Annotated in this window: 14 protein-coding genes, 1 tRNA gene and 1 other RNA gene; 8 read left to right on the top strand and 8 right to left on the bottom strand. The window is 67.1% G+C overall.

What is annotated here, in order from left to right:
• Nucleotides 1–243 precede the first annotated feature (243 nt).
• Nucleotides 244–1,578 carry a GTPase HflX gene (gene hflX / locus QRN21_RS01250; RefSeq protein WP_372983662.1) on the top strand — a complete coding sequence of 445 codons (1,335 nt, stop codon included), beginning with the start codon at nt 244–246 and terminating at the stop codon, nt 1,576–1,578.
• A 24-nt stretch (nt 1,579–1,602) separates the two neighbouring features.
• On the opposite strand, the gene QRN21_RS01245 is transcribed toward hflX, so the two are convergent.
• Entirely contained in the window at nt 1,603–2,274 is a 672-nt protein-coding gene (locus tag QRN21_RS01245; RefSeq protein ID WP_053095846.1) for an SIMPL domain-containing protein, read from the bottom strand.
• A gap of 131 nt (nt 2,275–2,405) precedes the next feature.
• On the opposite strand from QRN21_RS01245, the gene ssrA reads away from it, so the two are divergent.
• Nucleotides 2,406–2,775, top strand: a transfer-messenger RNA (tmRNA) gene (ssrA, locus tag QRN21_RS01240).
• A gap of 103 nt (nt 2,776–2,878) precedes the next feature.
• On the opposite strand, the gene QRN21_RS01235 is transcribed toward ssrA, so the two are convergent.
• The gene (locus QRN21_RS01235) at nt 2,879–4,243 is read right to left on the bottom strand and encodes a GmrSD restriction endonuclease domain-containing protein (protein ID WP_285362960.1); all 1,365 of its coding nucleotides are present in this window, start codon (nt 4,241–4,243) and stop codon (nt 2,879–2,881) included.
• A gap of 125 nt (nt 4,244–4,368) precedes the next feature.
• Nucleotides 4,369–5,223: a transposase gene (locus QRN21_RS01230; protein WP_285362959.1), complete on the bottom strand. Its 855-nt coding sequence runs from the start codon at nt 5,221–5,223 to the stop codon at nt 4,369–4,371.
• Between the two features lie 88 nt (nt 5,224–5,311).
• Here QRN21_RS01230 and QRN21_RS01225 point away from each other — a divergent pair, with 88 nt between their 5' ends.
• A complete protein-coding gene (locus QRN21_RS01225) occupies nt 5,312–5,626 on the top strand; it encodes a DUF7882 family protein (RefSeq protein WP_285362958.1) in 315 nt (104 codons plus the stop codon).
• Nucleotides 5,627–5,629: 3 nt separating this feature from the next.
• On the opposite strand, the gene QRN21_RS01220 is transcribed toward QRN21_RS01225, so the two are convergent.
• Both QRN21_RS01220 and hisN read right to left on the bottom strand, forming a co-directional pair.
• Entirely contained in the window at nt 5,630–6,193 is a 564-nt protein-coding gene (locus QRN21_RS01220; RefSeq protein ID WP_056279038.1) for a hypothetical protein, read from the bottom strand.
• Between the two features lie 21 nt (nt 6,194–6,214).
• Nucleotides 6,215–7,012 carry a histidinol-phosphatase gene (hisN, locus tag QRN21_RS01215; RefSeq protein ID WP_285362957.1) on the bottom strand — a complete coding sequence of 266 codons (798 nt, stop codon included), beginning with the start codon at nt 7,010–7,012 and terminating at the stop codon, nt 6,215–6,217.
• A gap of 145 nt (nt 7,013–7,157) precedes the next feature.
• Here hisN and QRN21_RS01210 point away from each other — a divergent pair.
• Both QRN21_RS01210 and QRN21_RS01205 read left to right on the top strand, forming a co-directional pair.
• Nucleotides 7,158–7,230: transfer RNA gene (locus QRN21_RS01210), tRNA-Lys, on the top strand.
• Between the two features lie 110 nt (nt 7,231–7,340).
• Nucleotides 7,341–7,751, top strand: a complete 411-nt coding sequence (locus QRN21_RS01205) for a protease inhibitor I42 family protein (protein WP_157538163.1) — start codon at nt 7,341–7,343, stop codon at nt 7,749–7,751.
• Nucleotides 7,752–7,850: 99 nt separating this feature from the next.
• Here QRN21_RS01205 and QRN21_RS01200 read toward each other — a convergent pair whose 3' ends face one another.
• Genes QRN21_RS01200 through QRN21_RS01190 form a run of 3 tightly spaced genes read right to left on the bottom strand, consistent with a single transcriptional unit; the run spans nt 7,851 to nt 10,336 of the window.
• Nucleotides 7,851–9,077: an MFS transporter gene (locus QRN21_RS01200; RefSeq protein WP_056278628.1), complete on the bottom strand. Its 1,227-nt coding sequence runs from the start codon at nt 9,075–9,077 to the stop codon at nt 7,851–7,853.
• Nucleotides 9,074–9,511, bottom strand: a complete 438-nt coding sequence (locus QRN21_RS01195) for a MarR family winged helix-turn-helix transcriptional regulator (RefSeq protein ID WP_056278629.1) — start codon at nt 9,509–9,511, stop codon at nt 9,074–9,076. The genes QRN21_RS01200 and QRN21_RS01195 overlap by 4 nt, the downstream gene beginning before the upstream one ends.
• A 39-nt stretch (nt 9,512–9,550) precedes the next feature.
• Nucleotides 9,551–10,336 carry an IclR family transcriptional regulator gene (locus QRN21_RS01190; protein WP_285362956.1) on the bottom strand — a complete coding sequence of 262 codons (786 nt, stop codon included), beginning with the start codon at nt 10,334–10,336 and terminating at the stop codon, nt 9,551–9,553.
• A gap of 106 nt (nt 10,337–10,442) precedes the next feature.
• Between QRN21_RS01190 and QRN21_RS01185 the strand changes: the two genes are divergently transcribed.
• From QRN21_RS01185 to QRN21_RS01175, 3 genes are read left to right on the top strand one after another with little or no spacing between them, the layout of a single operon-like run.
• Nucleotides 10,443–11,216: a CoA transferase subunit A gene (locus QRN21_RS01185; RefSeq protein ID WP_056279039.1), complete on the top strand. Its 774-nt coding sequence runs from the start codon at nt 10,443–10,445 to the stop codon at nt 11,214–11,216.
• A gap of 1 nt (nt 11,217) precedes the next feature.
• A complete protein-coding gene (locus QRN21_RS01180) occupies nt 11,218–11,868 on the top strand; it encodes a CoA transferase subunit B (protein ID WP_187249537.1) in 651 nt (216 codons plus the stop codon).
• A 23-nt stretch (nt 11,869–11,891) separates the two neighbouring features.
• Nucleotides 11,892–13,094 (top strand): acetyl-CoA C-acetyltransferase, encoded by a 1,203-nt coding sequence (locus QRN21_RS01175; protein ID WP_053099088.1) that lies wholly within the window; start codon nt 11,892–11,894, stop codon nt 13,092–13,094.
• The last annotated feature ends 1 nt before the right edge of the window (nt 13,095 follow it).

Here is a 13,095-nt window from a genome sequence, read left to right as displayed (position 1 = left end):
CGTGAGCGTAGCGGACAGCGCGGGCTAAGGTTAAGGCTCGCAACAAAACCCAGAGATAAGGGACGGATGACGGAGACCAGCACACACTCCACAGGTGACGAAGCAGTCGATCGCGTTCTCGCGAATGCGGAGAAGCGGACGGAGGCACGAGTCTTCGGCACCGCTCAGGCGCTGCAGGACCAGTCCACCGCGTCACACGCGTTCTCGGACGGCGACCAGTGGGACCTCGAGGATCGTCATGCGCTGCGGCGCGTCGGCGGTCTCTCCACAGAACTCGAAGACGTCACGGAGGTCGAGTACCGCCAGCTCCGGCTCGAGAACGTGGTGCTGGTCGGCGTGTATCCGCAAGGCGCTCAGGAAGACGCGGAGAACTCGCTCCGCGAACTCGCAGCCCTCGCGGAGACCGCAGGAGCCGTTGTCCTCGATGGCGTTCTGCAGAGGCGGCCGCACCCGGACGCCGCGACCTACATCGGGCGCGGCAAGGCGCAGGAGCTGAAGGACATCGTGGCGGCCACGGGCGCGGACACCGTGATCGCCGACACGGAACTCGCCCCCAGCCAGCGACGAGCTCTCGAGGACGTGGTCAAGGTCAAGGTCATCGACCGCACCACCGTCATCCTCGATATCTTCAGCCAGCACGCCAAGAGCCGTGAGGGCAAAGCCCAGGTCGAACTCGCGCAGCTCGAGTACCTCCTGCCGCGCCTGCGCGGCTGGGGTGACTCGATGAGCCGTCAGGCGGGTGGCCAGGTCGGTGCCGGTGGTGCCGGAATGGGCTCCCGTGGCCCCGGTGAGACGAAGATCGAGCTCGACCGTCGCCGCATCCGCACCAAGATGGCGCTCCTTCGTCGGCAGATCCGTGACTTCGGCCCGGCGCGAGAGGCCAAGCGTGCCGAGCGCAAGCGCAACACGATTCCTTCCGTGGCCATCGCCGGATACACCAACGCCGGCAAGTCGAGCCTTCTCAACGCTCTCACGAGCGCAGGGGTGCTCGTAGAGAACGCACTGTTCGCGACGCTGGATGCGACGGTCCGCCGCTCGGAGACGTCGGACGGGCGTGTGTACACGCTGACGGACACCGTCGGCTTCGTCCGCAACCTTCCGCACCAGCTCGTCGAGGCTTTCCGATCCACGTTGGAAGAGGTCGGCGACGCCGACGTCGTGCTGCACGTCGTTGACGGATCTCACCCCGATCCCGCCGGTCAACTGCAGACCGTGCGGGACGTCATGGGCGACGTCGGTGTGCGTGATATGCCCGAGCTCGTGGTGTTCAACAAGGCCGATCTGATCGACGACGACGAGCGTCTCGTGCTGCGAGGCCTCGAGCCCACGGCGCATTTCGTCTCATCCCGGTCGGGCGAGGGCATCGAAGAGCTTCGAGCGGCGATCGAAGAGGCGCTTCCGAAGCCGGCCGTGGAGGTGCACGCGGTCGTTCCCTATGACAGGGGTGATCTGGTCGCGGCGATCCACGAGACCGGGATGCTGCTGGCGGTGGACCACAGCGAGCAAGGCACAGTCGTGCACGCGCGTGTGTCCGAGCGACTCGCCGCCGATCTGGCGCCGTTCGCGATCGACGCCTGACCGCTTTGCGGTGCGGGGCGCGGTTCAGCGCGCGACGAATCGCGCCTCGACCGTTGCGGAGATGACGATCTCGTCGGGTTCGTAGTCCATTGACGGCCCGCCCACGTCCTGGGACTCCTGCATCATCGCCCCGCGCATCTTGGGCATGCCCGCGAGCGGCTGAACGGGTGCGGGGGCGATCAGACCGACATCGGCGATCTCGACGGGAACGACGGAACCGAGTCCGAGCGCTGTGGCGTATGCCTGCGCGCGCGTCACGGCCGCTCCGACGGCCTGCGCCGCGACCTCCCGTTCGACCCGGGACCTCGTCTCGGCGGTGAGGTGCCAGTCGACCCAGCCGACCTCGACACCGTCCCATGCCGAGACCTCGGACACCCAGAGCGAGAGCGCCGAGGCTTCGGCGAACGTCGCAGTCAGATCCACGCCGGCGTAGTGAACGGGCGCGAGCTGCGTGCCCTCCGAGTTCCACGGGCGCTCGGCGCGCACGGACAACCGCTTGCTGGACCAGTCGACGACGATGCCCGTGTCCAGCCGCGCGGTGATGCTCTCGCGCACCGGCTCGGTGAGATGCATCACGCTATCGACCACTCCTGCGCGGTCGGCGCCGTCTGCGCGGACACTGACGTGGATGGTGGCGCGCTCGGGCGCAACTCGCGCCTCGTGCTCGCCGCGGACGGTGACGGTGACTTCGCTCATGTCGTGACTCTACGCCAGGGCATGGAATGGCGAAGGCCTCGCGAACGTTGTAGTCTGTGAGGCTCGGGGACTCCGGTTCCCGGGATGATAAGTACACAGAGTGACAGCGGCTCCTTCGAGAGAAGGACCACGGGGCTGATCGGTTTCGACAGCGCCTGTGAATCCACGAGAAGCGGGCCGAGGATGCAGAGTTATCTCGTAAACGCTCTCTGCAAAAAAATAGTTGCCGAAACCAAGCGCAACGACTTCGCCCTCGCTGCATAAGCGAGCCCGATAGTCCGTCAGGCCGTATGTGATTCCGATACGGATCCTGGCGTCATTTAGGAATCTTGCTGCGTGATGGCGTCTGGACGTCACGTGGGACTCTTCCCAGGCTGGGCTCGTCGACTTAGGTGTCTGTGACAAAGGTCGGAGCCGAGCAGAACGTCTTCACAGACTGCGCCCGGAGAAGGCGTGGAGACTCAGCGTTGGACGGGGGTTCGATTCCCCCCAGCTCCACCACGTCGCTGTCACAAGCAAGAAGGCCCGCCTCCCTGGTGAAGATCACGAAGGGAGGCGGGTCTTTTGTGTGCGTGATCGGGAATCGACGCGGCTCAGGCTCGGCCTACGGCGCGCCAGGCAGGGTCTCGCAGGGGATGCCGTCGTTGTCGAAGTCGAGCTTTGCGACGTCGCCGTAGTAGGGGTAGAACCGGTCGAACCATTCCTTCGCTGCAGCATAGTTCGCGAAGTCCGTGCAATTCCACGTGTCCCCGGGGTTCCCCGGTTGCTGAGGCGGTTGAGGTTGCTGAGGCGGCTGAGGGACGGGGATGCCTGAGGACGGTACTCGGAAGTTGTCGCCTTCGTAGATCCACACCCGCCACCACTTGGCGAGGACTGCATCTCGTTCGGCCGCGTCCGCGGTGTAGAAGTGATGAGCCGCGGAGTTCGACCAGAACCGCGCGACGGGAACGGTGCCGGCCTGCGTGGAGTCGGCCGGGTAGACGTAGTACGCGATCCCTTCGTCTTTCCAGATGTTCGGCCACTTGGCGATGACAGCCGCGCGCTCGGCGGGGTCTGCGGTGTAGAAATGCCCCGAGTACGTGCTGCTCCAGAACCTGTAGAGCGGGATGGTTCCGGCGACCTGAGTCGTGAACGCGGTGTACCGCTGCCCCTCGTAGGTCCAGACGTTCGGCCAACGGGCGATGATCTGATCGCGCTCCGTCGGGTCAGTGGTGAAGAAGTGCCCCTGGTAGACGGGGCTCCAGAACCGGTACACGCCGACGGGGTCTGGCATCGGCGGCGCGGAGGGCCGTCCGACGGCGGGCGTCGCCGGCATCCAGGCGTCCCACTGGGGGCCGCATTCTCGGAGGAGCGTCTGGATGGCGCTCTTCTCGACGGGGTCGACGGACAGGTTCCACCGCCACTTCACCGCGACCCACTCGGACACATAGTTGCACCGCATCGGCCGGTATGGAGGCAACCAGGATGCAGGATCCTTGTCGGCCTTCGCGGTGTTCACGGCGGCGGTGACCATGGTCAGGGTGCGCTGGTCGTCGAGGTCGTTGGAGTAGCTCTGTCGTTGCGCGTCGGTCCAGGCCCACGCGCCGGACGCCCACGCTTCCTTGAGCGCGACAAGGTGATCCATCTCGATCGCGGCGGGGTCGATGTGCGTGACGTTGTCGTAGTAGGAGAACCACTGACCTCCAGTGACGGTGCACGCGCCGGTGACGGTCGTCGGAATGTCGGACTCCTCGAGCAGCACCTCCTGACGGGTGCGGCATCCGTCCCCGTCGAGATCCGCGCCTTCGAAGAAGAGGTCGCGGTCGTACTTCACGGTGGACGGAGCCTCGACACGCAGCTGATCGAGGAGCGTGCCGACGGGTACCCAATCCGCCGCTGGCGGAGGCGCTGCCACCGCCGCTGACGGAGTGAGCGAGCCTGCGACGACCGCGGTCGCGACGAGGATGGCACTCAGGAACCGATTGCGCATGCCACTCCCTGTGAAATCGGCTCCGCCGTGGAGCCTCGCGCTCAGGATACACACAGAATACCGGTACGCTGTCGAGGTCGTTCGACGGCGCGTGCGTCCGCTGACACGTCCTCCCGCGTCGGTGGTCAGCCGGTGGTGAGCCGGTCGAGAGCGTCCTCTGCGGTGCGGAGATGCTCTTCCGACTCCCGCACTCGCTGCGCGAGCGATTCCTGTTCGGCCTCCGCCTCCTCGGCGTCTTCTCGCGCGCGCTTCGCTTCATGTCGGACCTTCGCCAGGTCAGCTTCGAGTTCACGCTCACGACGTGTGAGGGCTTCGATCCTCACCGCAGCATCGCGGAGTGCTCGGTCGGCCGTCGCCGCTTCGCGTGCCGCAGTGTCTTGAGCCTTCTGGGCTTCTCTGACGGCCCGTTCCGCGTCCCGTCGCTCTCTGCGTGACCGCACCTCGTCGACGGGTGTGGGCGAGATCGCGGGCGGTGCGGGTGCGCCTCCACCCACGAGGGTGTCGGCGATGTCGGCGAACGTGCCGGCCGGTTCCAGCTCGCGCACGAGCCTCGCCGAGGCGACGGCGGCGGCCGCAGTGGGATCGAAGAAGGCCGCGCTGATGGTCTGCTGAACCGCCTCTCTCGTCGAAGCCGTGACGCGCTGTCCGCGCGCTTCAGCGAGCGCAGCGGCATCTGCCGCGAGTCGGCTCGTGAGGGCGCGGCGGTCGCGACCGAGCTGCGCGAGCGCGCGAGCATCCAGGTCCGCCTGAGCTTCGCGGAGCTCTTCGGCGAGTTGAAGCGCTTCTCCGAGTTGCGCGGCGCGCTCGTGTGCGAAGACGTTGACCACCCAGGCGGCGACCGACGGCTTCTTCAGATCGCGAATCTGCGCGGCGAGGCCCGCGTCGTCGGCTTCGGCGGCGCGCGCGTTGCGTGCGCTCACGAACTCTGCAGGTGACCCCGTGTACAGCTCCACTGCGATGTCAGCGAGCGGGGAGTCCATGCGTGCGACGATACACCGCGCAGGATGAGCTCCTCCCTGCCACGTCAGATGCGCGTTCCGAGCCACCTGTGCCAGTATTCTGGTTCGCATGGCAACGCTGTTCTATGGCGCGTCGGACGTTCCGATCCACATCGAGGATCGAGCACTCGCGCATCTGAAGATCGTCATCGCGACCAAGCTCCGCCGTCAGGAGAGCTTCACCCTGTCATGGCGTCATCCCGAGGGAGAGCCCGGCGGACGATCCACCATCTGGATCCATCCGTCCATCCCGCTGCGCTTCACCTTCGACGAGCCGGAGCAGCCTCAGTTGAACCCGCGGTGGATCGACGATCTGATGCAGTCGGTGAACTCGACAGGCGGCATCCTCCTCGTCGACGAGGTGATCGATTCTCCGGTCGAGTGAGCGTCAGCCGGCCCACTCGATCAGGATGAGGCCCTGGCGCGTGTCCGCGAACTTCACCCAGCCGTCGCCGAACAGATACGTCATGCCGTAGCCGTCTTCGTCGGTGCCCATCGCGAACTGCGGGTTCTCGGTGATGTAGATGCCGTCGGGGCCGTCCTCGCGGGTCCAGCCTTCTCCGAGGAGGGAGGTCTGTGCAGCAGTGGCGTCTTCAGCGCTGATCGTCGACCACCCGTAGAGCTGACCGTGATCTGAGGCGACGCTGTAGTCGGCCCAGAAGCAGAGGAGCCCGTCGGCGAGCGTCACGCCACCCACCACGAACTCCTTCTCCTCGAAGGTCCAGCCCTGATCGGTGAGTGCCTGCACGGTTCCGGCCGAGACGATCGTGTCGCAGGCTGGCTCCACCGCCGCGGAGGGTGTGGGAGTGGCTGCCGGCTCCGCAGTCGCCGTGGGGGAGGGCTTCGGCGAGTCGGGCGTGGGCGACGGCGCTCCCTCGGGCGTCGCTGCGCAGGAGACGAGCGCGACGGTGAGCAGGAGCGCACCGAGTGCGGCGGAGGTGAAGCGGTTCATCGCGCGTGCCTTCATCGGGGGTCAGTCGTGCAGAAGTGCGAGGAACGCGTCGTGGAGGATGCCGTTGGTGGCGAGCGCCGAGAGGTCGGAGATCGTCTCTGCGCCGTCGAAACCGGTCATCCGACCGCCCGCCTCGCGCACGATCGGGACTGCGGCCGCGACGTCGTACTCCTTGACGCCGAATTCCGCGACCATGTCGATCCGCCCCTCGGCCAGGAGCATGTAGGCGTAGATGTCTCCGTAGGCACGGTCGCGCCATACCCGGTCGGCCAGCTTCAGCAGTTGGTCGAGGTGACCGGACTCGGCCCACTGGGTGATGCTCTGGAAGCTCACGCTCGCGTCATCGAGAGACGACACGGAGGATGCCGAGACCCGGCGCGGTTCGGCATCCGTCGCCGTCCATGCCCCTGACCCTGACGCCGCCCACCAGCGGCGTCCGATCGCGGGCATGCTGACCACTCCGACCTGCGGTACGCCGTCGACCGCGAGGGCGATCATCGTGCCCCACAGCGGCACTCCGCGGAGGAAGTTCGCGGTGCCGTCGACGGGATCGATGATCCACTGCCGATGGGTGCTGCCCTCAGCGCCGAACTCCTCGCCGAAGATGCCGTCATCGGGCCGTTCGGTCGACAGGATGGCGCGGATCGCCCGCTCGGTGGCGAGGTCCGCATCGGTGACATGAGAATTGTCCGCTTTGGTCGAGATCTCCAGGTCGGAGCTGTCGAACCGGGGGAGCGACTGCGCATCTGCGGCGTCGGCGAGTCGAAGGGCGAGTGCGAGGTCGCGAGAGAAGTCGTCGACGCGGGGGGAGGCGGTCACATCTCCAGGATAACCGCCCCGCCCGGGGGCCCGAGGGCTCGTGACACGGGGCGACACGCGCGGCGTACACGTGGGACCCGACTCGATTTCGCACCGCGGCGATCGGCTGGTAATGTAATTCCTCGGCCGGGGAATACCGCGCCACGCACCTCTAGCTCAATCGGCAGAGCAACTGACTCTTAATCAGTGGGTTCTCGGTTCAAGTCCGAGGGGGTGCACGGATCAGCCTCGATGACTCTCGCCAGTCATCGGGGCTTTTCTGCGTCGCGGTGATGCCGCCGACAGCGCTTTCCGTGCGCTAGTTTGATGCAAACGCTAAGGGGTGGCGATGCGCGCACGGGTGAAGAGATTCGCAGTCGGAGCGATCGTGGCCGTCTGCAGTCTTCCGCTCACCGCATGCTCGGCTGGGCTCGAGACGAGCATCGACTACACGGCCTCTTCGGTGACGCTGGCCCCGGATGAGGCGCTCGTGGTCGACTTCGGTGACATCAATCCCACCGTCGGTGAGGAGTGGGTGCTGACGCGGGAGCCCGATCCGGCGGTTCTCGGACCGGGCGACGAGCGGTCGCGGTACCTGGGCGAGGAGGGTGAGACCGGAGCGCCGAGCGCGCTCACCTACCGCTTCGCGCCCGTGGGTGAGGGAACCACCGTGATCCAGTTCGAGTACCGATTCCGCGGCGCCGTTCCCGAGGACCTCGACGACCAGAAGACCGCGGAGATCACGGTCACCGTCAAGTAGGTCGATCAGGCGACTGCGATGACAGCGCCGCCGGTGGGCCTGCTGCGCTCTGAGAGCTCGCTCATCGCCCCACGGCATCGAACGCAGCAGGCTGGCGTGTCACCCGGCGTCGCCGAGCAGGATGGCCTGCGCGTCCTCGATCGCGGCGTCGTCGGGCTCGTCGTCGATGTGCGCGAGGATCTTCCTGCCGCAGAAGATCGTCGCCGCTGCGATGAGCACGGCGAGAGCGGCGACCAGATACGGGATCGTCGCGTTGAACGCGTGCCAGAGAGCCGCTGCGAGGGGCGGCGCGATGGCTCCGCCGAGGAACCGCACCGACGAGTACGCCGACGATGCGACCGAGCGGGGCAGGTCCGTCGCCTCCATCACCGCTTCGGTGAGCACGGTGTTCATCACACCCAGCAGCAGTCCGCCGATGACGATGCACACGACCAGCGCAGTGGCGGATTCGACCAGCAGGCCGGCGATGATCAGATCCACGGCGAGAAGCGGCAGGACGGTGAGGATCACGCTCGTGCGGGACATCCGGCGCATGAGCAGGGGAGCCACCCAGACGCTCGTGATGGCGAGGGCGAGGCCCCAGCCGAAGAACGTGAAGCCGATCCCCATGGCCCCGAAGCCCAGAGGGAACGGCGAGAACGCGAGCAGGATGAAGAAGCCGATGTTGTAGAAGAAGGCCGCGATCGCGAGAATCGCGAGCGCAGGACGACCCAGGGCCCTGAAGGGTGCCGAGAACGGGATGGGCGCGCGCTTGTCCTCGGGTCCGCGCAGAAGCACGAGCACGGCGAGGAAGGCGATCGCCATGAGCACCACCACTCCGAAGAACGGTGCGCGCCAGCTCTGCTCGCCCAGCAGGCCGCCCAGAAGCGGACCGATGGCGATACCGAGCCCGAGGGCTGCCTCGTAGAGGACGATCGCAGCTGAGCTGCCCCCCGACGCCGCGCCCACGATCGTCGCGAGAGCGGTGGAGATGAACAGCGCGTTGCCCAGACCCCATCCTGCGCGGAAGCCGATGACCGCGTCGACGCTGCCGCTGAGCGCGCAGAGCAGGGCGAACACCACGATGAGCGCCAGCCCGATCAGAAGCGTCTTCTTGGCGCCGATGCGGCTCGAGATCCAGCTGGTCACGAGCATCGCGAGACCGGTGACGGCGAGATAGCTCGTGAACAGGAGCTCCGTCTCGAACGGGGTCGCCTGCAGGGATTCCGCGATCGCGGGGAGGATGGGATCCACGAGTCCGATGCCCATGAATGCGACGACGCACGCGAAGGCGACGGCCCAGACCTGGGCTGGTTGCTTCCACACTGAGGTGGCGGGGGTGTTCACGCTGCTGCTCCTGTCGAGTCGGTGGTGGTGTGCGCCGCGAGGATCTCGGCGGCGCGCGTCAGGATGCTCCATTCGTCGCCGTCGAGGTCGGCGAAGCGAGGGGCGAGCGTGTCACGGAACTCTTCGCGCCATGACTGCAGCGCGTGGGACCCGGCCGCGGTGATGGCGACGGCTGTCGCGCGAGAGTCCTCGGCGACGGGGGAGCGAAGGACCAATCCCTCGCGCTCGAGATTCCCGATGAGCCGGGTCATCCCGGGCTGGGTCGTGCGTGCGGCTGCCGCGAGCTCTCCGACCCGCTTGGGCCCGGACTGCTCGAGCAGACTCAGCACCCGCCACTGCGCGGCAGGCGCATCATTGCCGGCGTCCTGTGCGGCGATCCGGCCGAGCGCATACCCGGAGAGCACGAGCGAGGGGATGACATCCTGACGATTCATACCAGAAAGTATATACCCATTGGTATGTATAAGTCCGGGTCAGCGCCGAGCCCCCGCGATCCGAGCCGAGAGCTGGTGCGCATGGGCGAGGAGCGTCCTGCCCAGCTCGCCGATCCGATCAGGGCCGAAGCGGAATCCCACGCCGGTCAGGCTCAAGGCCCATTCCGGTCGACCCGAGCGATCGAAGACCGCCGCGCCGAGACCCCAGCTGCCCTCCACGATCAGCCCCGGATTCACCGCATAGCCTCTCTCCTTCGTCTCGGTCAGCCGTGTTCGCAGGGGTGCGGCACCGTGAGATCTGCCCCAGTTGGTCTCGAGCTCCGGATGACGTTCCAGATAGGCGTCCACATCGTGGTCAGGGAGGAACGCCAGAATGGCGAGTCCGGCGCTTGCCACGCCGAGCGGAAACCGCACGCCCTCGCTCAGCACGAATGACCGGATCGGGAAGGAGCCCTCCTCGCGGACGAGGCACACCGTCTCATCGGCACGGCGCACCGAGAGGAAGGCGCTCTCCTCGGTCTTGACCGCGAGCGAGCGGACGATATCACGCCCCAGGGCAGTCACGTCGTAACGGGCTGCGGCGACGGATCCCATGAGATAGAGCTCCGGCCCGGGCATCCAGCGAGTGGAGGACTCGTCGCGGTCGACCAGACCCTCGGCGCGAAGTGCGGAGAGCAGGCGATGCGTGGTCGAGCGGGACAACCCGGCGGACGCGGACAGCTCCTGGAGCGACGCACCGTCGTGGCCGCTGGAGGTCACGAGCCTCAAGAGCTTCGCGGCGCGCGCGATCGCCTGCGTTCCGGGAATCGAGGCGGCGGGTTCCATAATGTGGACGCTATTCGTTGATGTGTCCACATCGCAAGAGTGTTCTTCCCTCGGGGATGCCGGAGAGCGGATGCTGAAGGAACGAGCGTCATTCGAAGGAGCATGCGTGATCGACAAACAGTGGGCGAGCGCCGAAGAAGCGGTCGCAGACATCGAGGACGGTGCGTCTCTCGCCGTCGGAGGATTCGGGCTCTCCGGGAATCCGACTGCGCTCATCGACGCACTGCTCGCCCGGGGCACGAGCGGGCTCAGCATCGTCAGCAACAACTGCGGAGTGGACGACTGGGGGCTCGGCATCCTGCTCGCCGCTCGCCGGATCCGCAAGATGACCTCGTCCTACGTCGGGGAGAACAAGGAGTTCGAACGGCAGTTCCTCTCCGGCGAACTCGAGCTCGAGCTGACACCGCAGGGAACCCTCGCCGAGAAGCTCAGGGCGGGAGGGTCTGGGATCGCCGCATTCTTCACCCAGACCGGCGTCGGCACGCAGGTCGCCGAGGGTGGGCTCCCGCGACGCTACAACCCCGACGGCAGCATCGCGGTGGCGTCTCCGGCGAAGGATGTTCGTACCTTCGACACCGCGGCAGGGCCGCGCGAGTATGTGCTCGAAGAGGCCATCACCACCGATTTCGCGCTGGTGCATGCGCTGGCGGGGGACAGGCACGGGAATCTGATCTTCAACAAGGCGGCGCGCAACTTCAACCCCCTCGCGGGGATGGCCGGACGAATCTGCATCGCGCAGGTGGAGCAGCTCGTCGAACCGGGGGAGCTGGATCCGGACCGCGTCCATCTGCCGGGTGTCTTCGTGCACCGCGTCGTCGAGGTCGGCACCGACATCCCGAAGCGCATCGAACGTCGAACCGTCACGCCGGAAGGAGTCTGACATGGCGCTCACACGCGATGAGATGGCCGCTCGCGCTGCCGCAGAGCTGCGGGACGGCTCCTATGTCAACCTCGGCATCGGGCTGCCCACGCTCGTGCCGAACCACGTGCCCGACGGGGTGACCGTCGTGCTGCAATCCGAGAACGGCATCCTCGGCGTCGGACCGTACCCGCACGAGGGCGCGGTGGATCCGGACCTGATCAACGCCGGCAAAGAGACCGTCACGGTGCTGGCCGGTGCCGCGTACTTCGACTCCGCGACGAGTTTCGGCATGATCAGAGGCGGCAAGATCGACGCGGCGATCCTCGGCGCCATGCAGGTGTCCGCCACCGGAGACCTCGCGAACTGGATGATCCCGGGCAAGATGGTGAAGGGACCCGGCGGCGCGATGGATCTCGTGCACGGTGCCGCGCGCGTCATCGTGCTGATGGAGCACACCGCGAAGGACGGATCGGCGAAGATCGTGCACGACTGCTCGCTTCCACTCACAGGCCGCGGGGTCGTCGATCGCATCATCACCGACCTGGCGGTGATCGACGTGACACCGGACGGTCTCTCGCTCGTCGAGCTCGCACCGGGCGTGACGGTGGAGCAGGTCGTGGCGGCGACGGAGCCGACACTCACGGTCCCCGAAGAACTGCACGACCGATGAACGCACAGAACGGAGAGGCGGAGATGAACGCCCCAGACCACTCGAGCGACGCGGACGTCGTGATCGTCGCCGCGGCACGCACTCCCCAGGGCCGCCTCAAGGGACAGCTGGCGAGCTTCAGCGCGCCGGAGCTCGGCGCATTCGCGATCCGAGGTGCCCTGGAACAGGGGTCCATCGATCCCTCGGACGTGGACGCCGTGATCGTCGGCCAGGTCCTCGCGGCCGGCTCGGGACAGAACGCAGCGAGACAGGCGGCGATCGGAGCCGGTATCGGCTGGGACGTTCCCGCCCATTCCGTGAACAAGGTGTGCCTCTCAGGTCTCACGGCGATCATCGACGCGGCTCGGATGATTCGGACGGGAGACGCGGCGGTCGTCGTCGCGGCGGGCATGGAATCCATGACCAGGGCTCCGCACCTGCTCATGGGGTCGCGGGACGGATGGACGTACGGCAGCGTGGAGGTGCTCGATCACATGGCCCACGACGGCCTCACCGACGCGTACGACAAAGAGAGCATGGGCGCGTCCACCGAGCGCCACAACGCCCGCTACGAGCTGACGCGCGGGGCTCAGGATCAGGTGGCGGCGCTGTCGCATCAGCGTGCTTCGGCGGCTCAGGCCGCCGGCGTCTTCGACGATGAGATCGTGTCCGTCGCCGTTCCCCAGCGGCGGGGGGAGCCGACGCTCGTCACCGCCGATGAGGGCATCAGGCCCGACACGACCGTCGAGTCTCTCGCGGGCCTTCGGGCGGCGTTCGCCGAGGGCGGCTCGATCACGGCCGGCAATTCGTCTCAGATCTCCGACGGAGCGTCGGCGGTCGTCGTGACGACCCGCGCCACGGCGGCGACCAGAGGCTGGCCGGTGCTCGTCACCGTCGGCGCCAGCGGGCAGACCGCAGGGCCGGACAACTCGCTGCAGGCGCAGCCCGCGCGGGCCATCGAACGCGCGTGCGAGAAGCAGGGCATCACGGCCGCAGACCTCGATGTCGTCGAGATCAACGAGGCCTTCGGAGCGGTCGTCGCCCGATCGCAGCTCGAGCTCGGGCTCTCCAGCGACATCGTGAACGTCCACGGCGGCGGCATCGCGATCGGTCATCCGATCGGCGCGTCAGGCACACGTCTGGTCGTCCACATGGCACACGAACTCGCTCGCAGAGGAAGCGGCGTCGCGGCTGTGGGGCTATGCGGAGGAGGCGGTCAGGGCGAGGCGCTGATCCTCACCCGCTGAG

It is taken from the genome of Microbacterium sp. LMC-P-041, assembly GCF_030209555.1.
GTDB lineage: Bacteria > Actinomycetota > Actinomycetes > Actinomycetales > Microbacteriaceae > Microbacterium.
This window is presented reverse-complemented; position numbering and strand designations above follow the sequence as displayed.

Coding starts and splice junctions, on each gene's coding strand:
- QRN21_RS01245 (WP_053095846.1), bottom strand. CDS start 2,274: ATGAGCGAAGTCACCGTCACCGTCCGCGGCGAGCACGAGGCGCGAGTT.
- QRN21_RS01235 (WP_285362960.1), bottom strand. CDS start 4,243: ATGCGCAATCGGTTCCTGAGTGCCATCCTCGTCGCGACCGCGGTCGTC.
- QRN21_RS01230 (WP_285362959.1), bottom strand. CDS start 5,223: ATGGACTCCCCGCTCGCTGACATCGCAGTGGAGCTGTACACGGGGTCA.
- QRN21_RS01225 (WP_285362958.1), top strand. CDS start 5,312: ATGGCAACGCTGTTCTATGGCGCGTCGGACGTTCCGATCCACATCGAG.
- QRN21_RS01220 (WP_056279038.1), bottom strand. CDS start 6,193: ATGAACCGCTTCACCTCCGCCGCACTCGGTGCGCTCCTGCTCACCGTC.
- QRN21_RS01205 (WP_157538163.1), top strand. CDS start 7,341: ATGCGCGCACGGGTGAAGAGATTCGCAGTCGGAGCGATCGTGGCCGTC.
- QRN21_RS01195 (WP_056278629.1), bottom strand. CDS start 9,511: ATGAATCGTCAGGATGTCATCCCCTCGCTCGTGCTCTCCGGGTATGCG.
- QRN21_RS01190 (WP_285362956.1), bottom strand. CDS start 10,336: ATGGAACCCGCCGCCTCGATTCCCGGAACGCAGGCGATCGCGCGCGCC.
- QRN21_RS01180 (WP_187249537.1), top strand. CDS start 11,218: ATGGCGCTCACACGCGATGAGATGGCCGCTCGCGCTGCCGCAGAGCTG.
- QRN21_RS01175 (WP_053099088.1), top strand. CDS start 11,892: ATGAACGCCCCAGACCACTCGAGCGACGCGGACGTCGTGATCGTCGCC.